The sequence below is a fragment of the Paenibacillus sp. RUD330 genome, from assembly GCF_002243345.2.
GTDB lineage: Bacteria > Bacillota > Bacilli > Paenibacillales > Paenibacillaceae > Paenibacillus_O.
This window is the reverse complement of record NZ_CP022655.2, coordinates 1,839,560-1,863,353: the sequence shown is the minus strand read 5'-3', so window position 1 is coordinate 1,863,353 and position 23,794 is coordinate 1,839,560. Positions and strand designations below refer to the sequence as shown.

Annotated in this window: 17 protein-coding genes; 1 reads left to right on the top strand and 16 read right to left on the bottom strand. The window is 59.1% G+C overall.

What is annotated here, in order from left to right:
• Nucleotides 1–145: 145 nt before the first annotated feature.
• The 12 genes from CIC07_RS08165 to CIC07_RS08110 all read right to left on the bottom strand — a co-directional run bounded on the left by CIC07_RS08165 (nt 146) and on the right by CIC07_RS08110 (nt 13,711).
• A complete protein-coding gene (locus tag CIC07_RS08165; RefSeq protein ID WP_083688396.1) occupies nt 146–1,543 on the bottom strand; it encodes an ABC transporter substrate-binding protein in 1,398 nt (465 codons plus the stop codon).
• Between the two features lie 280 nt (nt 1,544–1,823).
• Complete coding sequence (locus CIC07_RS08160) at nt 1,824–3,113, bottom strand: extracellular solute-binding protein (protein ID WP_076358301.1); 1,290 nt, start codon at nt 3,111–3,113, stop codon at nt 1,824–1,826.
• Nucleotides 3,114–3,140: 27 nt separating this feature from the next.
• Nucleotides 3,141–4,106 carry a substrate-binding domain-containing protein gene (locus CIC07_RS08155; protein WP_076358302.1) on the bottom strand — a complete coding sequence of 322 codons (966 nt, stop codon included), beginning with the start codon at nt 4,104–4,106 and terminating at the stop codon, nt 3,141–3,143.
• A 13-nt stretch (nt 4,107–4,119) separates the two neighbouring features.
• Nucleotides 4,120–5,871, bottom strand: coding sequence for a cache domain-containing sensor histidine kinase (locus CIC07_RS08150; protein WP_234993011.1), 1,752 nt, complete (start codon nt 5,869–5,871; stop codon nt 4,120–4,122).
• An 11-nt stretch (nt 5,872–5,882) separates the two neighbouring features.
• Nucleotides 5,883–7,496: a response regulator transcription factor gene (locus CIC07_RS08145; protein ID WP_076358304.1), complete on the bottom strand. Its 1,614-nt coding sequence runs from the start codon at nt 7,494–7,496 to the stop codon at nt 5,883–5,885.
• A 140-nt stretch (nt 7,497–7,636) separates the two neighbouring features.
• On the bottom strand, nt 7,637–8,665 hold the full coding sequence (locus CIC07_RS08140) for a YhcN/YlaJ family sporulation lipoprotein (RefSeq protein ID WP_076358305.1): 1,029 nt from the start codon (nt 8,663–8,665) through the stop codon (nt 7,637–7,639).
• Between the two features lie 212 nt (nt 8,666–8,877).
• The gene (locus CIC07_RS08135) at nt 8,878–9,300 is read right to left on the bottom strand and encodes an OsmC family protein (protein WP_076358306.1); all 423 of its coding nucleotides are present in this window, start codon (nt 9,298–9,300) and stop codon (nt 8,878–8,880) included.
• 41 nt (nt 9,301–9,341) lie between these two features.
• On the bottom strand, nt 9,342–10,088 hold the full coding sequence (locus CIC07_RS08130) for an amino acid ABC transporter ATP-binding protein (protein ID WP_076358531.1): 747 nt from the start codon (nt 10,086–10,088) through the stop codon (nt 9,342–9,344).
• Nucleotides 10,089–10,110: 22 nt separating this feature from the next.
• Complete coding sequence (locus CIC07_RS08125) at nt 10,111–10,755, bottom strand: amino acid ABC transporter permease (RefSeq protein WP_076358307.1); 645 nt, start codon at nt 10,753–10,755, stop codon at nt 10,111–10,113.
• Between the two features lie 85 nt (nt 10,756–10,840).
• On the bottom strand, nt 10,841–11,728 hold the full coding sequence (locus CIC07_RS08120) for a transporter substrate-binding domain-containing protein (RefSeq protein WP_076358308.1): 888 nt from the start codon (nt 11,726–11,728) through the stop codon (nt 10,841–10,843).
• A 70-nt stretch (nt 11,729–11,798) separates the two neighbouring features.
• A complete protein-coding gene (locus CIC07_RS08115) occupies nt 11,799–12,380 on the bottom strand; it encodes a TetR/AcrR family transcriptional regulator (RefSeq protein WP_083688474.1) in 582 nt (193 codons plus the stop codon).
• Nucleotides 12,381–12,682: 302 nt separating this feature from the next.
• Entirely contained in the window at nt 12,683–13,711 is a 1,029-nt protein-coding gene (locus CIC07_RS08110; protein ID WP_076358310.1) for a LacI family DNA-binding transcriptional regulator, read from the bottom strand.
• Between the two features lie 385 nt (nt 13,712–14,096).
• On the opposite strand from CIC07_RS08110, the gene CIC07_RS08105 reads away from it, so the two are divergent.
• On the top strand, nt 14,097–15,581 hold the full coding sequence (locus CIC07_RS08105; protein WP_139334441.1) for a hypothetical protein: 1,485 nt from the start codon (nt 14,097–14,099) through the stop codon (nt 15,579–15,581).
• Between the two features lie 133 nt (nt 15,582–15,714).
• On the opposite strand, the gene CIC07_RS08100 is transcribed toward CIC07_RS08105, so the two are convergent.
• The 4 genes from CIC07_RS08100 to CIC07_RS08085 all read right to left on the bottom strand — a co-directional run bounded on the left by CIC07_RS08100 (nt 15,715) and on the right by CIC07_RS08085 (nt 23,778).
• Complete coding sequence (locus CIC07_RS08100; RefSeq protein WP_076358312.1) at nt 15,715–20,418, bottom strand: S-layer homology domain-containing protein; 4,704 nt, start codon at nt 20,416–20,418, stop codon at nt 15,715–15,717.
• Between the two features lie 157 nt (nt 20,419–20,575).
• Nucleotides 20,576–21,964: an ABC transporter substrate-binding protein gene (locus CIC07_RS08095; protein WP_076358313.1), complete on the bottom strand. Its 1,389-nt coding sequence runs from the start codon at nt 21,962–21,964 to the stop codon at nt 20,576–20,578.
• A gap of 93 nt (nt 21,965–22,057) precedes the next feature.
• Nucleotides 22,058–22,888 (bottom strand): carbohydrate ABC transporter permease, encoded by an 831-nt coding sequence (locus CIC07_RS08090; protein WP_076358314.1) that lies wholly within the window; start codon nt 22,886–22,888, stop codon nt 22,058–22,060.
• On the bottom strand, nt 22,885–23,778 hold the full coding sequence (locus tag CIC07_RS08085; protein WP_076358315.1) for a carbohydrate ABC transporter permease: 894 nt from the start codon (nt 23,776–23,778) through the stop codon (nt 22,885–22,887). The genes CIC07_RS08090 and CIC07_RS08085 overlap by 4 nt, the downstream gene beginning before the upstream one ends.
• Nucleotides 23,779–23,794: the final 16 nt, after the last annotated feature.

Sequence of the window (23,794 nt, the reverse complement as noted above, 5' to 3'; positions counted from 1 at the left end):
CGGCGGATAATCGTTCCGATCGCTGTTGAAGCCGGGTTTCCCTGAACTGGATTCATCGGAAGGAAACCCGTCTTCAAAGGCGAACACTATCGTTTCTTCACGATTATTCCGCAAGCTTGGGCAAGTCCGTCCTTGTTCTGCTCGGTTATTTTTTTACTTTTTCCACGACTTTCACAACACGGTCGACCCAGCCTTGAGGATCGATCTTGCCGATCGTCAGGGCGTCGGTCGCATCCTGCATCGCCTTGTCGACGTCGGCGTTGAACGTGACCGTCGGCACGACGACCGTTTTGTCGCTCGTCAGGTAGGCAGCCGCTTGCTTGACGAAGTCAGGAGCGTTGGAGGCGCTGATGTCGCCCTTGATGTTGGAGGGAGCGCCGCTCAGCTCGGCGAACTTGGAAGCTTGGGATTGCGAGAAGATGAACTGCAGGAACGCTTTCGCCGCTTCCTTGTTCTTGCCGTTTTTCGAGATGGCGACGGTGGACGTGGACGTGTTGGCCACGACTTTTCCGCCGGCTTTTTGCGTTACGGAAGGAATGAAGCCGAATTTGAAGTCGGCCGGAACGTCCTTGGACATTTCGTTGGGCAGCCAGAGGCCGTTCGGAATGAAGGCGTCCTTGTTTTGCAGGAACAGCATCTGCGAATCCGTATGGTTGATGGAGATGGACGTCTTGTCGATGAAGCCCTTGTCGCGCAGCTCGACGATTTTGTTCAGAGCTTCCAGGACGGCCGGGCTCTTGAACGCATCGACATTGCTGTCGCCCATGTCCTGGAGCAGCTTGTAGTCGTCGTTGTTCGCCGATACGATGGCCGGGTACAGGATGGCGCCGTTGATATAGTACGGGTATTTGCCTGTATGGATGAACGGCGTCGTGCCGGCAGCCTTGATCTTCTCGGAAGTGGCGATGAAGGAATCCCAGTCCGTAGGCTCCGTCCAGCTGTTCTTCTCGAACAGGGCTTTGTTGTAGAACACGCCCCATGAGTTCAGGACGAGCGGAATGTTGTATGTCTTTCCTTCGTAGGAAGGAGGCTGCTGCGCCAGCAGGTCGAGGATTTTGACGCCGTCGACGTTTTTGGCGTCCTTGATCCAGTCGGTGAGATCCTCGAGCTGCCCGTCCTCCGCCAGCTGGCGGTCGTTGAGCTCAGGTCCGTCGATGTAGACGAAGTCCGGAGGCGTGCCCGCAATCCATTTCGGTTTGTTCTGCGTATTGATCTGCGGGCCTGCGTCTTCGACGATTTTCAGGTCCGGGTTCGCTTTCTGGAAATCGGCGATGACTTGCTTCCACCACTTGTCGCCGTAACCGCCGACGAAGTACTGGATTTCGAACGTGCCCTTCAGACCGGTCGTCGCGGGGGCGTCGCCGCCTGTGTTGCCCGCTGCATTCGCGGCCGAATTGTCGGCAGGCGCGCTTGCCGTCGGCTCAGGAGAAGCGCTTGACGCCGTGTTGCCGTTGTTGTTGTTGCTGCCGCAGCCGGCCAGTACGGCCAGGGACATCGCGACTGCCATTGCGGTTGCCGCCGTTTTCTTTACCGTGAAAGTCATCTAGCATAACCCCTCCCAAATTGGAACGTTTCCCGCACCAGGACCTTGCTGCCGTTTTCCTTTGCTTCAGGTGCTTATCTGTATACTAACGGGAACAGGGCTCCCTCTCCATGGAATATCTTCCGTAAATCCATTAGTATTTTATGATTTTTTCATTCAAAATTTTGAAGGAAAATTGAATATTGATTCTGAAAACGAAAAAAAGCCCCTTTTGAGGGGCTTGATTTCAGGTATGAAAGGAGCTTGATCGGGCCATCATGAGTTCTTGGCCGAATCGCCGCTACCCGGTTTCTTGATCCGCTTCCAGCGCGACTCTCTGCAGCTCGTCGAGAGCGGCTTTGGGCGTATAGCGGCCCGACAGGACGGCGCTGCCGAGCTTGCGCGCCGTATCCATCACCCTCGCCCATGCCGGCTTTTCGATTGGGATGAACTGCGCGCTGGCCAGAGCATGCAGATCCGCCCTCATGGCGGCGTCGGATGCCGACATCGCCTCGCCGGCAGAACGGGTGACCGGCACGAAGCCTTCCTGCTCCACCATACTGACGTACTGCTCGTCGCCGTAGAGGAACTGGATGAATTGGGAGAGCGCCTGCTTGTCCGTATGGGCGGTCTTGAAGGAAATCAGGACGTCGTGGACGCCGAAGGTCATCGGAGGCTGTCCCTCCTTGACCGGAATCGGGCCCGAGCCCCACTTCAGTCCGGGGAATTCCTTGGGCACGACGGAGCTGAAGTAGTTGCCCGATATCATCATGGCGAGTCCGTCGTCTCCGAGAATGCGCTGCTTCTCGTCCCGGGTCGTCACCGTCGGCTCCTCGTCCGTCAATCCTTCGTCATAGATCTTCTTGAGGAATTCCAGCCCTTCCACGTTGGCCGGCTGATTGATCGCCCACTTGCCGTCCTTCAGCCAGCCGCCTCCCGCGCCTATGAAGAAATAGGACAGATTGGCATGGATCTCGTTGTCGGTCATATCGATGCCGAATCCTCTCGCGGGCGTATATCGGCGGATCTTCCGGGCGTCATCCGCGAGCTGCTCCCAGGTATGCGGCGGCCCCGCAATGCCGGCCTGAGAGAACAAAGCCTTGTTGTAGTAAAGGCTCCTCACGGAAGCGACATAAGGAATCGCGTACTGGACGCCGTTGTAGCGGTCCTTCTCCAGCAGGAAGGGATACAGATTCGACCGGAAGGATTCCGGCAGGATATCGGCCATGTCATTCAGCAAGCCCCGCTTGGCGAAGTGCGAGTAGAAATTCGTATTCAGCAGATCCGGGGGCTCGTTCTGGGCAAGCATATTCGTGTAGACTCCGTCCAGGATGTCCCAATTGACGACCTGGAGCTCGACGTCGATATCCGGGTGCTCCGATTCGAACCGGCTGACGATGCCGTCGAGAATCGGCTTGGTCGACGTGCTGTATTCGGAGGTGACGAATTTAATCAGAGCCCGCTTCTCTTCAGGCTCCTTCACCTCGGACGCATTCTGCTTTCCGGAGCAGCCGGAAGCAACCAGCAGCGCCGAGGCCGCGCAGGCCGCCGCTGCCCGGAAGCAGCTGCGGCGCCAATGGGGAGTCTTCATCTCGGTTCAACTCGTTTCGGACTATTCTTAATAGACGAAAGGAAACAGCAGCTTCTGGTTCTCCGGCGCATACATGTTGGCTCGGGTAATCGTGGCGGAAGGGATGTCGACCGTCGCGCTGCCGCCGGAATCGTCAAGAGCAGCCTGCACGCTGAGGAATCCCATGTTGAACGGATTTTGAACGATCAGGGCATGCATGGCTCCCTGCTCGAGCAGCTGGATCTCGGGAACGGAGCTGTCGAAGCCGATGAGCTTGACGCTGCCGCTGAGACCGGTTTCCTTCAGCGCCTTGGCCGCGCCGGCCACGCCGATGTCGGTGAGCGCGATAATGCCGTTCATCCCCGGGTAGGCGGCCGTCAGCGACTTCACGGTCCGATACGCCTGCTCCTCGGATTTGCCGACATTGATCATGCCGAGGTTGTAGGCCGAGCCGGCCGGAAGAGCTTCCATAACTCCGTCCCTGCGCTGCATGGCGACCGTTGACTTCTCATCGCTGGTCAAAAAGGCGTAGACCGGCCTTGTCTTGCGTCCGGGAGCGAGGATGCCCGCCGCTTCCCTGCCCTCCTCGACATGGTCGCTCGATACATAGCTGTCCGCCTTGTGATGCAGGAGAGGCGTATCCATGATGATGAGCCTGATGCCCAGACGGGAAATCTCCTCCAGCTGCGGCGCCAGCGCATCCTCGTCGATCGGAGCGAGCACGATAGCCCGCGGCCGCTGCGCGATCGCTCTCTCCAGCAGCCGCGCCTGCTCGTCGGAGTCGATGCTGCGAAGAGGGCCGGACAGCTCCGGCGTAACCTCCAGCTCCTTGGCCGCGGCCAAAGCTCCCGAGCGAACCGTCTGCCAGTAATGGGAGTTGGCGTCGGTCGTTTTCATGATGAAGGCGATGACGTTGTCCTGCGGAGACGATTCGCCCCTGCCGAGTCCCGTCCAGACGACCAGAACGACGAATCCGAGCAGCAGAAGCGGCAGCCACAGCCGCTTGGTTCTCATGACAGTGCCCTCCTCAGCGTACTTGCGGAATCTTGATTGCGACGGTCGTGCCTTCGCCCGGCTCGCTCTCGATGGAGACGCCATAGTCGGAGCCGAACGCGAGCTCGATCCGTTCGTTGACGTTGCTCACCCCGATATGATCGCGGTCCGAGTCCCTGCGGACAGCTCCCATGATCAGCTTGATCGTCTCCTCGGACATGCCCTGGCCATTGTCGGCCACCCGGAATTCGATGCCGTTGTCCGCCTGCCGGGCAGAGATGGCGATCATGCCTCCCTCCGGCAAATTCTTGATCCCGTGATAGATCGCGTTCTCCACGAACGGCTGCAGCAGGATTCTCGGCGTCTTGAAGGCATGGAGCTCCCTCGGGACGTCGATGACATAATCGAGCTTGTCGCGGTAGCGCATCTTCTGGATCTGGAGATAGCTGTCGATATGCTCCACCTCCACCCGGATCGGGACGAGCTCGTCGTCCTTGGCGATGCTGGCCCGGAACAGCTTGGCCAGAGCCGATGTCATCAAGACCACTTCCTCGTTCTTCTGCTGCTCGGCCATCCAGATGATCGAGTCCAGCGTGTTGTACAGGAAATGCGGATTGATCTGGGACTGAAGAAGCCTGAGCTCCGTCCGCCGCTTGATCTTCTCGGTCTGGACCCTCTCGTCCAGCAGCCTGCGGGTCTGCCCGACCATCATGTTGAAGGCGCGCCCGAGCTGGCCGACCTCGCCCGCTTGGCCGACCTCCGCCCGCACATCGAAGTCTCCCCGCTCCACCTGCCTCATGACGGCTTGGAGCCGCCGGATCGGGCGGGTGATCCGATGGGAGATGATGAAGGAGATGATGAGGGTGACGGCAAGGCCGGCGGCCGCCCACAGCAGGAATGAATTCCGCATCGCGGACGGATTGGAGATCAGCTCGTCCTGGTAGGCGACGCCGACGATTTTCCAGCCGAAGCTCGTATCGTGGATCGTATAGATGCGTCCGCTGTCCTTGTCCACGAAGCTTCCTTGCCGAGACGCCATGACGCGGCCGATCTGCTCCGTGCGAAGCTTGCTGTAGATGAGCTGCTGCTGCGGATGATAGACGATGTTCCCGCTGTCGTCGACGATGAAGACGTAGCCGCGCTGGCCAAGCTTGACGTCGCGGCAGATGTCGTTGATGACGTTCAGCTTGAGGTCGACCAGGGCGACGCCCTGGCCGGTCATGCCGTTGATGCTTTTGAGCTCCCGGCTCAAGGAGACGACCCAGCTGTACTCCCCTTGCAGGACATTTTGGACATGGGGCGGAGAGATGACGGACCTTCCGCCTTCCTTCACCGCCTGCTTGTACCAGTCCTGGTCTTGGGGCGGGACGTTCGGATTGAGCTGGGTCAGCCTCCGGTCGGACACCACTCTGCCGTTGTACCCGAATACCATGATCGATGCGATATCCTTGCGGGTATACAGCAAGGACTGGAACAGGTCCGAGATGTTCTTCTGATAGGAGCGCACCTCTTCGCGGCTGATGAACGGATTGCTCGAGATATAATACTTGACGTCCTTGTTGGTGAAGATAATGAGGGAGATGTTCTCCATATTGTCGATGTAGGATTGGATATTGTTGTTGACCTGGGTAATGATCTCGCCCATGTAGGCTTCCGAATTGGTGATGACCGCATCCTCCGAGACGTTGTAGCTGATCAGGCTGGTGACGGCGATGGCGGCCAGGATCAGCAGGGAGAACGCCGTCGAGATGGCGGCATGGATCGTCTTGGGATAATAATCCAGCAAGCGCCTGCCTCTCATGGCTGCTCCCTGGATTTCTCCCGGTATTCGCGCGGCGTGAACCCGGTATGCTTCTTGAAGGAGATGCTGAAGTAGTTCGGATCGGCGTATCCGACCCTGGCCGCGATTTCATACAGCTTGAGAGGCGTGTTGCATACAAGCTCCTTGGCCTTTCCGATGCGGATGCGGGTCAGGTATTCCACGAACGTTTCGCCCGTCTGCTGCTTGAACACCGTGCTGAAATAACTCGTGCTCATCAGCACATGCCGGCAAATATCCTGGAGCGTGATGCGCTCGTCCGCGTAATGCTCCTCGATATAGGCGATGGCCTGTCCGATCTGATTGCGCATCGTCTGGCTCCGGTTGTCGGACACGGTCTCGATCGCACCGACCGCGATTTCCTCGAGCCATTGGCCGACCTCGTCCAAGGTGCCGAGCCTGTACAGCTCCGAGAACAGCATCCGGTGCCTGCTGACGATGCGCGTCTCGTCGATGCCCATCTCCTGCATCGTGTTCATGAGCAGGACGATGACCTTCTGGATCTGCAGGTAGCATACGTCAAGCGGCGCATGGGATTGCTTCAGTCCCGCGATGAACGGCCCAATGAGGCTGCGGATTTCGGCCGCGGAACCGGTGCGGATCGTCCCCGCCAGCAAACGGCTCCATTCGAGGCTGACCGATGCGGGCGCCGTCTCCTTGCCTTCGAGGTCAAGAATGCTGAGCACTCGGTTTTTGCCGTATTGAAAACGGTAATCCAGCGCGGCCGAGGCGCTTTTGTACGAATCGGGAAGATCATGCGGCCCTGCGGCGGCGCGCCCGATGGCGGCCGTGACCGTATAGCCCAGATACCGTTCGATATGATGGCGCGCCTCCTCCGCAGTCCGCAGCGCCAGCTCATGGAGCAGGCTCTCCGGCTGGCCTCCGATCAGGGCGGCGATCCGGTCCTCGCGGGTCCGGAAGACGACGCCGCCCTCCCTGGAGATGATTTCTTCGATGATGTTGAAGCCGGCGAAATGCAGCAGCTCCACATCCTGCTCGGAAGCATCGGAATGCCTCGGAGCCCCGTCGTAGTCGTACAAGGTGACCAGATAAGGAGGCTTGAGATCCGGTATGCCGAAGTAGGCCAGGCGCTCGGCCATGTTTCGCGCTCCCGCCCCCGTGGCGGCGAGCCGCTCCAGAAACCGCTCCCGCAGCAGCGGCAGGCTCTGGTTGAGCTGGCTGTACAGCCTGCCGACATCCTCGCCTCTGCGCTTCTCCTCTTCCATCTCCTCGTGGACCTTGTCCAGCAGCGCCCTCGTCTCGCTGGCCGTGATCGGCTTGAGGATGAAGTCGTGGACCTTGAGGCGCAGAGCCTGCTGCGCATATTCGAATTGGTCGTATCCGGTCAGGATGATGATCTTGATATAGGGATACCGCTGCAGAATCTGCTCGCTCAGCTCAAGGCCGTTCATGAACGGCATGTTGATATCCGTCAGCACCAGATCCGGCCTCAGCGTCTCGATCGCTTCAAGCGCGTCCCGCCCGTTGGTGAAGTCTCCCGCCAGCTCGAACCCGTGGCGGGGCCAATCGATGATGTTCCTTAAGCCTTCCCGGACGACGGCTTCGTCATCCACCAGCATGACCTTGTACATGGATGCCTCCTGCAGCACGGATGAAAAATGGGTAGTATGTACTCCATACTGATGACCGCAGCGAAATTTGTCAATTCTAAGGAATGCGGCCAGATCCGTTCGTCCAAGCCGAAAGGCCGCCTCGCGGCGGCCTCCGGACGTTATTGGAACAGATGCTCGTTTTTGCTTCCGCGCGTTCCGTTGTTCATGTCCGCGTTCGTGCTCATGCCCTTGTAGGAGGAGTTGCTGGCCGATTCGGCCGGGAACACCCGCTCCACCATGGCATTAAACTCGGCCACGAAGCCCTTGATCGGATGGCCTTGCTTCACGTCGTTGGCGTAGCCTTGCATCCGGCTGAAGAAGTCCGGATTCGCAGAAACGTACACATTCTGGATGCCGGGATGGTTCTTATGGACGATGTCGGCGACCTTCGCCTTGAACTCGCCCGTCAGCTCCCGGTCCATATACCGGTTGTTGTTGTCGGACAAGCCGTTCATCATATGGCCGCGGTTGTTCGTGGAAGCTCCCGTGCCGTAGGCGTTAAAGCCGTTCGTATACGAGCTGTACCCGTTGGAGCCGGGACGATCCATGAACGTGCCGTAATTGGACTGGCCGATGACGCCGCCGGTCAAATCCCGGGCGCCGCGCTTGACGTCGTTCGTCAGCGCACGCGCTCCCATGCCGACGTCGTTCGTCAGCGTACGGGCTCCCATGCCGACGTCGTTCGCGAGGCTGCGCACGCCGCTTCCAATATCGGCTCCCATCCGCTCCATTCCGCCGACGATGCCTTTGCCGTCGCTGTACCCTTGGGCCGTACGGCCCGTCGAGGTCAAGCCGGTCACGCTGTGCCCGTCAAGCCCGATGGCGACATAAGCGTTCTTGTCCGACGTGAACACATGAGCCGTCCGCACCCCCGGCAATTTGTTCAGCTCATCCGACAGCTTCTTGTTCGTGGATAAATGATAATTTTGATGATTGCCGACGATGTTGTTCCCGTTTTGCTGGTTGCCCTTCACGCGGTTCATTTCGTTCATGCCGTCATCGGCAAAGCGCTTGCTGAGCAGATTGTAATTGCCGGCCGCATTGTTGCGGATGTTTTTGTTGCCCAGCTCACCATGGTGCGTTCCGCATCCGGCCAAAGCCGTACTGATCACGATACCGGCAGCAAGCACTTTCCAGGGCTTTTTCATTCGGTTACCTCCAGTAGAGTCCAATGGTGTCCGCAGCCTTGTTCAGGTACGGCTAGATTAGCTTCTCCCGACACGGCGAAGCTATCCCGCTCAATGGTTCCCATCCTAGGCGGATGCGGGCTTGACCGCCTGTCCCGCTCCGTTGAGCCCCGGCATGCGAAAAAAGCCGCAAGCTCCCGTCGAGGGCTGCTTGCGGCTTCCAGGATCTCTATTCAAGGCTTGGCGGCTTCAGCCCCGTTCAGCACAAGCTTGTAGCTGATGTCGGCCTTGAGCGAGTCGGACACCGCGCAATACTTCTTGCTGCCCATCTCGATCGCCTTCCACACCCGGACTTCCGATATGTCTCCGTCCACGCGGAAGGTCAGCTCGATCGCGGTGAAGCCGGTCGGAGCTTCCTCCTTGCGGGCTCCATCGGCCTCGATCTCGATGCGCTGGATGGAATCGAGGTAATGGTTGAGGATCATGGTGACGTCGATTCCGATGCATCCGGCGAGGCCGGCCAGCAGCAGCTCCATCGGCGTAGCGCCCTTGCCTTCGCCGCCGTACAGCGGCGTCGCGTCCATTCCGACCGGATAGCCGGACTCTCCGACGGAAGTAAACGCCCGCCGGCCGTTCCAAGTGGTCATGACTTTCATTGTGCATACCCGCTTTCTCGTGAAAGTAGTGGTGCTGCCCCTTAGTGCTCGCTGAGCTGATTCAGGAATTTCCGGGCCCGTTCGGACCCCGGACTGCGGAAGAACGCCTCCGGCTCCCGCTCCTCGACAATGATGCCCCCGTCCATGAATACAACCCGGTTGGCCACCTGCCGGGCGAACTTCATCTCGTGGGTGACGACGACCATCGTCATCCCTTCCTGGGCCAGCTGCCGCATCACTTCCAGCACTTCGCCGACCAGCTCCGGATCGAGCGCCGATGTCGGCTCGTCGAACAGCATGACGGACGGCTCCATGGCGAGCGCGCGGGCGATGGCGACGCGCTGCTGCTGGCCCCCGGACAGCCGGGACGGATATTCGTCCTTTTTGGCCGCCAGGCCTACCCGCTCAAGCAGCCGACAGCCGATGCGCTCGGCCTCCTCCCGCGGCAGCTTCTTGACAGTCAGCAGCGACTCGATGACATTGCCCAAAGCCGTCTTGTGGGGATACAGGTTGAACTGCTGGAAAACCATTCCTGCGTTGCGCCGGATCTCCCGGAAGCCCGCGCTCTTCTTCCTCGCCGGCATGTCCGAATCCACGCGGACGCCGTTCACTTCCACCGAGCCGCCGCTGAGCTCCTCGAGCCCGTTGAGACAGCGCAGCAGCGTGCTTTTGCCGGAGCCGCTAGGTCCGAGAAGGACGACGATTTCCTTCGCCGCAACCCGAAGATCGATGGTTTTCAATACTTCCGTTCCGCCAAACGATTTCGACAGCCGGTTCGTCTGGATCATCATTCGGTTCGCGCCTCCTATCTCAATAAACTTTGGACAGCCGTTTCTCGATCGCTTCGAGAATGGCCGAGAACAGAGTGCTCATCACCCAATACATCGCCGCCACGCCGAGGTAGAACGGCATGTACACATAATACTGGGCGACCAGCAATTGAGCGGACCGCAGCAGTTCGGTTACGGTAATGACCGAGACAAGCGACGTTTCCTTGAGCATGCCGATGAACGTGTTGCCCATCGGAGCGATCGCCACCCGGGCCGCTTGCGGAAATATGATTCTTCTCAAAGCTTGCCAAGGGGTCATGCCGGTCGCGTAAGCCGCTTCGGTCTGCCCCTTTGGAATCGCCAGTATCGCCCCCCGGAACGTCTCCGACAAATAGGCGCCGACATTGATGCTCAACGCGACATAGGCGGCTGTCAGCGGCCCAAGCGTAATTCCGTAATCGACAAGCCCGTAATAAACGATAAGAATTTGTACGAATGCGGGCGTGCCGCGAACGACGGAGACGTATGCGCGCGCCAGCCAGCGGATAGCAAGGTTCCCCTTCAGCCGGGCAAGCGCAACGACGATGCCGATCAGCAGGCCGAAGAACATGGCTACGACGGTAATCAGCAGCGTATAATAGGCGCCCTTCACCAGGAAGAGCCCGTTATCCCATACCAGATTCATGAACGCTCGAAGCTCCTTTTGATCCCATGGGGTATCGCAGAGGATCATGACGCTGCCGCATCACAGCCCTCTGCGCCCCTGCCGCTTATTTGGAGGCAGGCTCCTCGCCGAACCATTTCTTGAAGATGGCCGTGTACGTTCCGTCGGATTTCATATCCGTCAGAGCTTGATCCAGCGCCGCCAGAAATTCCGGGTTGTTCTTGCGTACGGCGATTCCCGCGGAATCGGATTTGATCGCTTCTCCAACCGCCTTCACTTTGAATCCGTTTTTGTCCACGATCGGCTTCAAGGCGTACAGATTGTTGATCGTGGCGTCGATCCGGCCCGCATTGAGGTCTTGGAGGGAGGTGATGACGTCGTCGTAGGTTTTGATGTTGAACTTGCCGACCTTGGGCAGCACTTCATTGCGCAGATAAGCCTCATCGTTCGTGCCGAGGCCAACGCCGATGTTTTTGCCTTTGAAATCCTCAAGCTTCGTGATGGAGTCGTTGCTTTCGCGGACGATGATCTTCACTTGGTTCGTAATGTACGGCTGAGTGAAGTCGATCTGCTGCTTGCGCTCGTCGGTGATGGTCACCTGGCTGATGATGACATCGATCTTGCTTGCCTGCAGGCTCGGAATGAGGCCGGAGAAGTCTTGAGGCGCGAATTCCGCCTTCACTCCAAGACGTTTGGCGACATCCTTGGCGATGTCTGCGTCAAAGCCGTCGATTTCCTTGTTATCGTTCATGAAGTTGTAAGGCGCGTAGGTGCCCATGAGCCCGACCTTCAGCACGCCGGCAGCTTTCACCTGAGCGAGGAGATTGTCGTCTCCTTCCGATGGCGCTGCGCTTCCGGATTCGCCGGCAGGAGCCGGGCTTGCGGCATTTTGGGCATTGTCGTTCGTCTTCGCTCCGCAGCCGGCCAGCGCGAAGGCGAGCAGCATGAGGATGGATGCAGCGAGGTAAAGCGATTTCCTTGGTTTGTTCCGCATTGGATTTCTCTCCCTATACTCTTTTTGTTATGGTGTCCGGCTCTGACCGGATCATTCCGCTGCCGGACCGTTAAATGCCGAGCAGCCCGAAAAATTCGAATCTGGCCGTCTCGGACGCCAGCTGCTCCGCTGTCTTGGAGCTGATTCCGCTGCCCGGCGCGTTCAGGCCGAACAGCCAGCGGGCAATGACGCCTTCGATCAGGCTCATGATGAGGGCGGCCCGGACTTCGGCATCGATCTCGGCAGGCAGCATTCCAAGCTCGATCGCCCGGCGGATGTTTTGCAGGAAGGCTCTTTCCATCGCAGCGCGCGTCTCCGCGATTTCCTGACGGATCGGCTCGATGGCTCCGATGCCTCCGAGCAGCATCTCCATGAGGTCCCGATTGGATTCCGCGAACAGGAACAGCCTGGCGAGCAGGGCCTCCGACACTTGCACCATGTCCTGCACCGTGCCCGTCTCCCGGCGGTACCCTTGCGCGATGACTTCCAGCAGCTGGCGGCGTCCGTCCAGCACGATCTCCAGCGCGATCGCTTCCTTGCTCTTGAAATGCCAGTAGAACGTGCCTTGCGCCACGCCTGCTTCGGCTACGATATCCGAGATTTTCGTGACATGGTAGCCGTCCTTGGCGAACCGCCTCAGGGCGATTTCCATGAAGCGCCTGCGCCGCTCGCCGCTGGCCTGCGAATCCTTATCCTCGTTCAAGATGCTTCTTCACCTCTCCCGATTGACTAGTCAGTCAGTTATGTTTTAAATCCTATTGGATTGCTTAGGTATTGTCAAGCGATGCCGCCGATTTGCCCGATCAGCTTGTAATCGGAGCAAGCTTCTACGGATCGAAACGCAAAAAAACCCGACCATGAGGAGATCGGGTTCAGCATTCCATTGAATTCCTATCTGTCTGCAAGAGCCGCTTGCGGCGCAGCTCTTCCATGGAGCCTATCTCCTTCCGGCAGCTAGCCCAGCTTGTTGTTGGACGACTGCCTGAGCAGGCATTTATGCGGAATAACGATCCGGACCGGCACGGAGTGCTGATTCTCCGCGTATTCGACCAGCAGCTTGACGGCGAACATGCCCATCTCCAGCTTGGGGACATAGATGGTGGACAGCGGCGGAGACGTGAACTCCGAGATGCTGATGTTGTCCACGCCGAAAAAAGAGATATCCTCCGGAATCCGGAGGCCCCGTTCCGTCGCCGCCCTCATGGCGGCAATCGCCATCATATCGCTGGCCGCAAAAATGGCGGTCGGGGAATTGCCATTGTTCTCGAAAGCTTCTTTTGTCAGCTCGTAGCTCAAGGCGACATCCCACTTCACATTGATGACCCATTCATCCTCGATTGCCAGGCCGGCCTCGATCATCGCATCGCGATAGCCGAGGAAACGCTTCTCCTCGCGAAAATCGCCGTCAAGCTCCGGACCTCCGATGTAGGCGATCCGGCGATGGCCCTGTCCGATCAGATAACGGACCGCCTCCTTGGCCGCTGCCGCCCGGTCATAGCTGACTACCGGAACTTCGGGATCCGACAGATCGATTCCGACGATCGTTTTCACGTTCCCCTTCAGCCACTCGTAAGCCTCCTGATGGATGCGCTCCACGACAAGCATGCCGTCGATCCGGTTGTCCTTCACCAGACGCTTGAGCTCGTCGATTCCGGACTGCTCCTCGATGCTGTAGACGAACTCCAGGCGCATGCCCAGTCCGGCGAGCGTCTTCTCGATGCCTTCCAGAATGATGGAGAAATAGGGGCTGTTGTATTTGTTCTGCGGCATGGCCACGACACAGCCGATATTGTAGGCGTATTTCAATTCGGATTTCTTGGTTTTGTTCTGGCGCAAGGAGCGGTATCCGACCTGCTCCGCCGCTTCCCAGATCTTTTTGCGGGTCTCTTCGCTCACCGATCGGTTCGAGTCGTTTTTCATCACCCGGGATACGGTCGAAATAGATACGCCTACCCGGTCCGCAATATCCTTTAGTTTGGCCATATTGATCCTCTCTCCACAATGAATCTATTTATCTGCTCTATCGTTGGTTTGCTCAAATAAGTTGCGGCAAATATAGTGTATATTTCTCACATAGCGATGTCAAGAATTCCTATCGAGTAAATGGAAGTTGTAAAGAGAGGATTCTTCCCCGATTTAGGAACCGAAATAGATTGATTCAGCCAAAATTTTCCTTTATAATTCCACTTGATGGACGCAATTTTTTGTTACATTTGCGCCAAATTTTACGGACAGGAGGGAATCCTTGACGAACGCTTCAACGGGCCGCGACGGCTGCCGGCAGAGGCATCCTTTATGCGCCCAAGCTTCTGTAATTCCGCAAGGCCTGCATTCGACCCATTCATCGAAGGAGAGGATTTCGTTGAACATGAAGCGGTACAAAGCCAGTCTAGCCCTTCTGCTGTGGACGTCCCTGCTGTTTGGAGCTTTATCGCCATCGGTTTCCGCGGCGGATCCCATCGCCCCGCTGCCTCGTCTAGGCATTTATTATGGCTGGCCCTCGCTCGTCAATGGCGCCGCCGGCAATCTGACGACCGCCGCCAATACGTTCAAGCAGTTCGACGTCGTTGTGTTCGGCGACGGCATCGAGCACGCCAGCCACGGCGACCACGCCAATACGACGGCGATCATGGGCGACCTCAAGGCGGCGGGCAAAAAGGTTTTCGGTTACGTGGACCTTGGCGTCAGCACCCAGAATCTCAGCCTTGCGACGATCCAGACTTACGTGGACGAATGGAAAAGCATGGGAGCCTTCGGCATCTTCCTCGATGATTACGGCTTTGATTACGGAGTTACGCGCGCCAGGCAGAACGCCGTCCTGACCTATATCCACAATGCCGGGCTGAAAGCCTTCATGAACGCCTGGAATATAGACGAAGCGATGGGGAATCGGGATGAGACCGGCGCATCCAATCCGCCGAGCGTGACAGCGGGCGACTATTATCTGGCGGAGAGCTGGCTTGTTTCCGGCAACGCCTATCAATCCGTCTCCGCCTGGTCCGCCAAGGCCGACAAAGCCCTCGCCTATTATCGGAGCAAAGGGGTCGTCACCGCGGCCCTATCGACCAACGCGCCCGGAGCGGCAGCACCCTCCGACAGCTCCACGGATAGATTCAAAATGGCATGGTGGGCCGCAGCCATGTACGGCTTCCCGTTCCAATGGACCGACCTCTGGTATTCGGCCAGCAATAATACGCTGAACGTGTACAGCAATCCGAGCGGCTCTTACGGGACTTCATTCCTTTCCGACCCTGTCCACCAAAGCGGCTCCTCAGTCAATACGCGGACATCCAATACAGGCACGATTACGGTATCCGGCGACGGCTCCTCCACGGGAACAGGAGGTTATGCAGCAGCGGGCAGCTCCTACCCGTCCATCGCAATCGACGGCAATGCATCCGATTGGAGCGGGATCGCGGCGGCGGCTTCCGGAACGACGACCGCACAGATTCTCAAGGCAGCCAACGACGCTTCCAGCCTCAAGCTGCTCGTCCAAGGCAGCGGACTGAACGTCAAAAGCCAGTTCTACATCAATGCGGACAACAATACGGCAACAGGCTACAGCCCGTCCGGGTGGACAGCCGGCGGCGCCGATTACCTCGTCGAGAACAACGTCGTCTACAAAAACTCGGGAACGGGATGGAGCTGGACTGCCGTCCGCACGCTAGCCGCGACCGGTTCAGACCTGGAGTTCAGCAAATCGGCATCGGTCATCGAGCTGAAAATTCCGCTGTCCGCACTAGGGCTGGCCCCTGGAGCGGTTGTCCGTATCGGCTACATCAAAAACGACTCGGCAGCCGACAGGCTCCCCGGCGCCAACGGGACCATGCCGAGCATAACCTTGCTTCCTTGAAGGTCGGATGTCGGCTGAAATAGCAGGACGCTGTAGCGGCCAGTGCAAAAAAACCGATCGTCTGCCGGATCCTTGCTTCCGGCAAACGGTCGGTTTTCTTCGCTTCAGCAAGCCTTTTACAGGCTTCGCCAACTCATTCAAGCGAGCTTATTTGACGATTCCATTCCTTCCCGATCGGTTGTGAAAGCTCCAGCCAGCGGGACAGCAGCACGGCCGCTTGAGCTCGGCTGACGGTTCCCGCCGGCTCCAGTGCGGCAGCCGCCGTTCCGTTCATGAGCCCGTTCCCTACCAGGAAACGCAGCGCGGCCCGCGCCCATACCGCAGCGCTGTCCCGGTCGGAGAAGGCATCCAGCACATCGCCTTCCGGCTGCCGCAGCGCCGCCGGGCTTCCCGCGGCTTCATACGCCCTTTGCAGCATCAAGGCGGCTTCCTGTCGGGTGACGGCATCCCTCGGCATGAACCGGCTGCCGCCTATAATGCCGAGCTTCGCCAGAGCTTCCGCGTAACCGGCGTAATACGCGGTAGAAGCCGCATCCGTGAAGCCCGGCTTCGTCTTCTCGGGCTGGACATCGAGCGCCTTGGCCAGCATCACGGCGAACTCAGCTCGGGATATGCCGGATCCGGGCGCGAACCTTCCCGCCCCGATCCCCTGCACGATTCGCTTCGCTGCGAGAGAGCGGATGTCCTGCAGGGCCCAATGCCCTTGCGGAACATCCGTGAAACGGATGTCCGCAGCCAGCAGCACGAAGGTGGCGCCGCCAAGCTGCCGCAGGCCTGCCCGCCATTCATTGCCGGAGAGCCCGCCGCCGAGGTAAGCCGGTTCTCCTCCGGCTTCGACGGAGTAAAGGCCGGTCAGCTTCGGATCGGCTCCGGCAGCGGGCTTCATGCTCAGGATGGCGGGCTCGTCCAAGCGGGCAAGCGGAATGATGACGCCGCCTTCCTGCCGAAGTCCAGCCTCCAGAGCAATCGCCTCTCCCGCCGCATGATACGAGCTGCCTTCTGGAAGCTGCCGCGCCGACAGGCCCGAAGCCAGAGCGGCCGCATCGGCGGAATGCCACTTCAGATACAGGTCCGCATCACTCAAGCCTTCCCGGCCCGACCATTCCTTGAGCTGCCGGATCAAGCCAGCGGGCAGAGCGAGGCTGAACCGTTCCGCTGCGAATGTCAAAGTCATCCCGGCGTCGACGGCCAAGGCAACGGGAATCCGAAGCTCCTTTTTGCCGGCCTCCAATTGGACGGCAACGATTCCGTCCGCGCTCGCCGGCAGGTAGCCGACCCGCTGCACCTCCGGTTCGGACGCCGGAGGCGACGCTGATGGAGCCGGACTCAAGACCGGCGGAGGCGTTTCCGCCGGAGTCGGCGTCGGGGTTGGCGTTGGCGTCGGGTTTGGCGTTGGCGTCGATGACGATGTCGGCGTTGGCATCGATGTTGGGGTCGATGTCGGCGTTGTCTCCGGACTCTTCACCTCCAAGCGGTCAAGCGAATGCCAGCCGTCCTCCCGGCCTCCATCAATCGCGAGCGTTAGGCCGGGTTGGCCGGTATCCGGATCCAGAATGCCGGCAACAACTGTATAGGCTCCCGGGCGAAGACCTTCGGGAACATGCAGCGGCAGCTCCGTCTGATGTCCGCCCGGAAGCCACTTGCGGATATCCGCTTCCGCCTTCGTCACGGTAGCAGGAATGACGCGGCCTTCGGCATCCGCCAGCGCGACTGCGACCGGCCAATTCAAGTAGAAGGGAGCCACGCCCTTGTTGGTCCAATCGGAAGCGATGGAAATGCTCCGGCCCGCCACCGCTTCGTAAGGATGCTTGACGGATTCCAGCACGAACCGGTACCCCATCGTCTTCAGCATGGAATCCATGTTCTCCTGCACTTCCCCGGTCACGCTGCCGGCACCGACCCTGTAATCCGCCGGAGCGGAAGGCCCCAGCCAGGACGTATGGGAAGCGCGCGCTTCCCGAAGGGATTCCATGATGGCGTCATCACGCAAGGAGAGCAGCGGATTGCCGCTTGTGAATTCGCCTCCCGAATAGTTGCTCTGCCAGAAATCCGGCATCCGGGAAGCGGCCTTCACCTCGGAAGCGTCCTGTCCGGGATCCATATAAAGCCCGATGTCCGACCATCCTTCCTTCGTCCAGGACAGCCATGATTGCGTAGAGCCTTTGTCGCCGAACACGTCGTTGAACAGACCGAGCTTGTTGTCGGCCGCGATCGGGAACGGCTTGCGCATGCCGAGCAGCTTATGGGGGAAGCTGTCCACGTACGCCTGGACATACGAGTCGGATATGCCGAGATTCGGGAATTTCCCCGAATCCTCCTCCGGCCAGTTGTGGAATTCCCCCCAATGCCCGAGCGAGCCGATCTGGATGAACGCGATGCGGGGATCCCGGTCATACCGCTTGCCCAGCGCTTCGATGAGCCGCTTGTGCTCCTCGATCAAGACGGAGCTGCTGTAATTGGGCGCAAAGCCGGAGCCGATGGAAGCGGTCTGATATGATTTTCCCGCCCCGGACGCTCCCTCGCTTGCGACTAGCTCGTCGTACAGCCAGTCCGGAATATCTCTGTGAGGACCATCGCCCGGAAGGTCGAGCACAACGCGCAGGTTCACCTTTTTCCCGAGGCTTGCCCAGTAGGCGAACTGGTATTTGTCCTCGATTCCCGCCCAGTCGTAACGGCCTTTCTCCGGTTCGAGCTCTTTCCAGGTCATGCCCGCATATACAAGGCTGTGAGGCTGGACGTAGGGCTCGCCGGACGGCTTGTCCCCGTCCCTGGACCATGCCGCCCAGCCCATGTACGGATTGTTCAGCACCTCGAAGCTTTCCCGGGGATAGAATGCTTGCGGATCGCGAGGCTGCCGGACGGAAGCGCGCACGTCGAGCAGCGGCGATCCCGGCGCAGGCAGCGAGACCGATTGCTTGGACACATAGGCGGCGCCGATCCGGCTGGAGGCATCCGCCCCGATCATGCCCAGATACACATACGCGAGATTATGATCGGGATAGGACTCGTTCCACGCTTTTCCCGCCGGAATCCAGCCTCCCGAACCGTCGTAGCGGTACAGCGAGTTGCGGCTCAGCTTGTAGTCGATGCCGCTGCCCGGCCACTCCGCCGATTGCCAGCCCGTCGATGCGTCGGAGTCGCTGTCGATGAAGAACTCATTCTGCGTGTTCAGATCGGTCCCCTGCGCCAGCAGATACAGCTTCTCCTCGTCCCGAACGGCTCGGAGCGTTGTCGTCCCCAAGCCGGACATCGCCCTGTTGTCGACGGAAGCCCACTCCTCGTCCCGGCCGTCGACGATGATGCCCGTCCCGCTCTCGGTCAGCGCAGCGGCCATCGCAGCCGAACCGGCAGCCGGAGCGTAGTCATCCCCGACTCCCAACGCCACCCGGACCGTGCCCGAGCGCCCGGGCCAGCCCGCCATATCGACGGTTTCCTCCAGAATGCTTTGACCCGGCGGGGCATATACGGAAGAGACGACGCTTTCGGCCGCTCCATGCTCCCTCCACTCCCAGCCCGAGCCCGCGCTTTCGTACACGATGCCGTTCTGGACCAGGTAATCGGCGCCGGTCGCGCCGTATTGCCAGCCCTGGTACCCGGTCGCGCTGTCATTGTCGCTGTTGATGAACAGATTTTTCTCCCCCGACAGATCGGTCCCGTGCGCCAGCACGTGGAGGTTCCCGTTCTTGACAAAAGCAGAGAGATCGTTCAAGACGCCGGTACCGGAAGCGGCAGCCCGCACGCCTGTCCATTCGGAATCATTTCCGTCCACCTTCACCCGCGGCAGGGACGGAGTGACCTTGGCGGCGGCTCCAGAGGCCTTGGGCGCATAGCGGTCGCCGCCATTGAAGCCGATCCGAATCGGGGCCGCAGCCTGAAGCCCGAGCAGGGAAAGGGGAATCGAGGCCTCGAGGATGCGGTCGTCGCCTGCGTCTCCCTCCCGGTAGCTGATCCCTTCGCCCTCCAGTGCGGCCCAATCCCAGCCTCCCCCGCGGTTGGCATAGAGCTCGCCGTTCTCGAAGAGGAAGTCGAAGCCGCTTTCCGGCCATAGCCAATTGGCGTTGAAGCCGGTCGCCTTCTCCCGGTCCGTATCGAGGAAAATATCGTTGAAGTCCGCCGCCTTGCCCTTCGCGAGAATCGAAAGCGCCTCGTTGTTTTCCGCCGCGTAGAGCTTCGTCAGACCGTCCTCCGATTCCGCTGCCGGGAGCAGGCCGGACCAGTCCTCCGCCTGCCCGTCCACGACGACATCAGGATCCGGACCGTACGCTTCGGCCTCCGCGTCTGCCGCCAGCATCGGCTTGCCCGGATCGGGCAGGAAGGAGTTGTCCGGCATATGGCTGTAAGCGACCTTGATCGGACCCGGTCTCCCGCTTCCCAGCAAGGAGAGATCAACCGCCGTCTCCAGCGCCGAAGCCGTGCCGGCGGCTTCCGCAATCCCTGCATCCTCCCATCCGCCTTCCCGATAGCGGTACAAGCGGCCTCCTTCAATCTTGTAATCCACGCGGGAGGAGTCGCTCCAATGCTTCACGAACGCCCCCTCTGCCGCGTCTCCTCCTGCCTGGATATAGAACACGCCATCCTCCCGCACGTCAGAGCCTTTGACCAGCATATGCAGCTTGCCTTGTCTCTGCACCGCCTTCAGCATCTGCAGCGGGCTATCTCCGGACACGGCGTCGGCTTGGATGCCGTCCCACTGTCCGGGAGCTCCGGTGAACCGCTTCGTTTCGACCTTCCCTTCCGCGCGCGACTCAGCAGGAGCAAGACCTCCGGCCAGCACCAGGCAGGCCAGCAGCGACACGGCCGTTCTTCTTCCTTTGGCGAGACTCCCTTTCCACGCCATCAAGATTCCCCTCCCCTTCAACCCGAATGGAAACCGAACCCCAAAAAAGGCTGAACAAAAGACGACGGGCTGATGCCTTTGATTGTCATCAAAAGTCAGATTCATCTTCCCGCCGCCTTGTTCAGCGTATGATCGGCCAGCTATCGCAGGCTTGCCCTTACTTGCCGTAAAGGGATTTGATCTCCCCGAGGACATCGTCCAGACTGCCTTTGCCGGACAGCGGCTGGGCGAGCTTCTGAGGAATGATCTCCCATAACAGCTTCTCCTTGCCGTCGAAGAACGGCGTCGTGATGGCGAATTTCTGGGCGTCGATGAACGTGCTCTTGTTGTAGCCTTCATCGGTTCCCAGATAAGTGTCCGCCGCCTGCTTGTTCGCCGGAATCGACTGTCCCTGCTTGGCGAGAGCGACCTGGCCTTCAGGACCGGCGAGCCAGCTCAGCAGCGCCCATGCCGCCTTCTCGTTTTTGGAATACGGACTGAGCGCGTTGCCCGCCACCTGAACGACCGTTTTCGTTTCCTTGAACTTTGGAGGCAGCACCGTATCGAATTTGATATTCGCCTTCTTGAATTCGCTGGCCGACCAGGAGCCGGCGAAGCTCATCGCCACTTTGCCTGTGGTCAGCGTGAGGAAAGGCTCCTTGGACAGCGATTGGCTCTGGCTGGCGGTAGGCGTCACATGCTCTTTCGTGACGAGATCGCGGAAGAACTCCAGCACCTTTTTGTCCTCCGGACTGTCGATCGCCAGCGACTGGTCTTCCGTGACCAAGGCGCCCCCGGCCGAGATGAGCTGCGGCTCGAGCACGGAGTCGGCAGAGCCTGCCGGATCCATCGTCAAGCCCCATTGGACGATGTTCTTCGGATCGAAGTCCGGATCCTCGGCCGTCTTGCCGTTTTTGTCGATCGTCATTTTCTTGGCGATGCCAAGCGCTTCATCCCATGTCATCTCGGCTCCCGGATAGGCGGCTCCGGCAGGATTGCTCTTCTTGTCGTCAAACAAGCCCTTATTGTAGTAGAGGACGATGGTGTTCGCGTCGCGGGGCAGCGATACCTGCTTGCCGTCCACTTGATGGGCGGCCAGGACGCCCGGCTCGAAGTCGCTCAGGCTGAAGTTCGAGGAAGAGATGAGTCCGGTAAGGTCTTTAAGGGCTCCGAGCTTCGCATATTTGTCCACATAGGCGTAGCTGATTTTGTAGACGTCGGGCAAATCCTTGGACGACGCCTGTGCCGTGAGCGAAGTCCAGTAGGTTCCCCAATCCTTGCTGACCACTTCCACCTGGATGTCAGGATAGGCTTCATTGAACGCTTTAAGCAGCTCTTTCGTCTGCTCGGTCTCGACGTTGGTTCCCCACTGGGAATAGGTGATCTTGCCTGAGATTTTCTCCCCCGAAGGCTCCGCTCCGTTGGAAGGAGCCGCCGCAGGGCTGCTTGCCGGCGCATTGGCGGAAGAATTCTCCTCCGGATTGCCGTTGCTGCCGCATGCCGCCAGCATCATGGAGCCCATCAACGCGATCGCCGTCAAACCCGCATACCTTTTTCTCGTCTTCATCCTGAACCCTCCTCATGATTTTCCGGTTGCTGCGTGTTGCTTCGTTCCGATTGCCGCCTGTCTATCCCATGATTTCTTCATGCCGATGCCGGATCATTTGATTCCGGTCATCACCACCCCCTCGATGAAGTATCTTTGGGCGAAGAAATAAATGCAGCCGATCGGAAGCAGCGCGATGAAGGAGCCTGCCGCCAGAACAGGGAAATCATGCGAGGTCTGGCCGAGTATCATCTGAAGGCCGACGCTCAGCGTCTGCAGCTTCTCGGATTGGATGAAGATGAGCGGAGAGAAGAAGTCGGTCCACGAAAACACGAACGAAAAGATGAAGGCGCTCACGACGATCGGACCCGAGAGAGGCATGATGACCTTGCGGTAGATCGTCCAGGAGCTTCCTCCGTCCACATAGGTAGCCTCGTCCAGCTCGCGGGGAATGGTCATGAAGAACTGCCGGAACAAGAAGATGAAGTACGGATTGGCGAGCGTCTGCGGCACGATCAACGGAAGCCATGTATTGTACCACCCAATGTCCTTGTAGAGCAGGTACAGCGGGATGAGCGTCACTTGGGCGGGGATCATCAGCGTGGCGAGCACAATGCCGAACAGATAGTTGCGGGACACCGCCTTCGTTCTGGCGAAGCCGAACGCGATCAGCGAGGAGAACACGATCGTTCCGGCGCCTACGGATCCGGCAATGGCAAAGGAGTTCACGATCCAGCGCCCCATGAGCGGCATCGTGTCGAACAGGCGGGAGAATGCGCCGAGCGTAAAGGGATCGGGCCAGAATTTGGGAGGGAACTGGAAGGTCTGCTCCTGGGTTTTGAGCATGGTCGTCAGCAGCCACAGCAACGGACCGCTGAACACCGCCAGACCGGCAAGCAGGAACAAATAGTGGAAAAACAGCTTGGATGTCCGCATCATGCTCATGTCCCTTTCCCCTTGTCCACTTCGTAATAAACCCAGCGGTTCGAGGTCTTCATCACGATCCAGGTCAGGACGAGGATCAGGAGGAACAGAATCCAGGACTGGGCCATCGCATAACCGAACTTCATATCTCGGAAAGCCGTGTTGTAGGTGTTGAGCATGTACGTCGTCGAGGAGTAATCGGGGCCGCCATTGTTAAGCAGCTTGGATTCCGTGAACATCTGGAAATAATAGATCATTTGCATCACGAGCGAGAACAGGATCGTCGGGGAGATCATCGGCAGCGTAATCGTGAAAAACCGGCGGATGCCGTTGGCCCCATCGATTTTGGCCGCCTCGTACAGATGGCCCGGAACGCCTTTGAGCGCCGCCAGAAAAATCAGGACCGGCCCGCCGGAGCTCCAGATGCCGATCGTCACGATCAAGGGCTTGCTGAGGGATTCGCTCCCCAGCCAATCCACCTTGTCCAGGCCGACCGAGCCGAGGAGCTGGTTCACGAATCCGCTGTCGATGCCGAACAGCAGCAGCCAGATAATGACGGTCGCGACAGGCGGGACCAGATACGGCAAGTAATACATCGTGCGGAAGAAACGGACGCCCTTCACCTCGACATTGAGGATGACGGATACCAGAATCTGAAAGACAACGGTTACAGGAACGGCAATAAAAACGAAATACAGCGTGTTGCCGAAGCTTTTCAGAAAAATGGTGTCGTGCAGAAGGTTTTTGTAGTTGTCGAATCCGATCCATTTGGGGGAGGTCACCGAGTTGTAGTCCGCAAAGCTGTATACCATGCTCATGCCGGCAGGGCCGACGAAGAACACGAGGAAACCGACAATCCATGGAAGGATAAACAGAAAGAATTTTGCCTCTTCTCTCCACTTGGAGGTCATGCCATCACCCCTCTTG

What these genes read in the sequence shown, in the direction of transcription:
- CIC07_RS08140 (WP_076358305.1), bottom strand. Translation starts at nt 8,665, where the DNA reads ATGAAAAAGCCCTGGAAAGTGCTTGCTGCCGGTATCGTGATCAGTACG.
- CIC07_RS08165 (WP_083688396.1), bottom strand. Translation starts at nt 1,543, where the DNA reads ATGACTTTCACGGTAAAGAAAACGGCGGCAACCGCAATGGCAGTCGCG.
- CIC07_RS08135 (WP_076358306.1), bottom strand. Translation starts at nt 9,300, where the DNA reads ATGAAAGTCATGACCACTTGGAACGGCCGGCGGGCGTTTACTTCCGTC.
- CIC07_RS08100 (WP_076358312.1), bottom strand. Translation starts at nt 20,418, where the DNA reads ATGGCGTGGAAAGGGAGTCTCGCCAAAGGAAGAAGAACGGCCGTGTCG.
- CIC07_RS08155 (WP_076358302.1), bottom strand. Translation starts at nt 4,106, where the DNA reads ATGAGAACCAAGCGGCTGTGGCTGCCGCTTCTGCTGCTCGGATTCGTC.
- CIC07_RS08095 (WP_076358313.1), bottom strand. Translation starts at nt 21,964, where the DNA reads ATGAAGACGAGAAAAAGGTATGCGGGTTTGACGGCGATCGCGTTGATG.
- CIC07_RS08160 (WP_076358301.1), bottom strand. Translation starts at nt 3,113, where the DNA reads ATGAAGACTCCCCATTGGCGCCGCAGCTGCTTCCGGGCAGCGGCGGCC.
- CIC07_RS08145 (WP_076358304.1), bottom strand. Translation starts at nt 7,496, where the DNA reads ATGTACAAGGTCATGCTGGTGGATGACGAAGCCGTCGTCCGGGAAGGC.
- CIC07_RS08130 (WP_076358531.1), bottom strand. Translation starts at nt 10,088, where the DNA reads ATGATCCAGACGAACCGGCTGTCGAAATCGTTTGGCGGAACGGAAGTA.
- CIC07_RS08120 (WP_076358308.1), bottom strand. Translation starts at nt 11,728, where the DNA reads ATGCGGAACAAACCAAGGAAATCGCTTTACCTCGCTGCATCCATCCTC.
- CIC07_RS08110 (WP_076358310.1), bottom strand. Translation starts at nt 13,711, where the DNA reads ATGGCCAAACTAAAGGATATTGCGGACCGGGTAGGCGTATCTATTTCG.
- CIC07_RS08125 (WP_076358307.1), bottom strand. Translation starts at nt 10,755, where the DNA reads ATGAATCTGGTATGGGATAACGGGCTCTTCCTGGTGAAGGGCGCCTAT.
- CIC07_RS08105 (WP_139334441.1), top strand. Translation starts at nt 14,097, where the DNA reads ATGAAGCGGTACAAAGCCAGTCTAGCCCTTCTGCTGTGGACGTCCCTG.
- CIC07_RS08115 (WP_083688474.1), bottom strand. Translation starts at nt 12,380, where the DNA reads ATGGAAATCGCCCTGAGGCGGTTCGCCAAGGACGGCTACCATGTCACG.
- CIC07_RS08085 (WP_076358315.1), bottom strand. Translation starts at nt 23,778, where the DNA reads ATGACCTCCAAGTGGAGAGAAGAGGCAAAATTCTTTCTGTTTATCCTT.
- CIC07_RS08090 (WP_076358314.1), bottom strand. Translation starts at nt 22,888, where the DNA reads ATGAGCATGATGCGGACATCCAAGCTGTTTTTCCACTATTTGTTCCTG.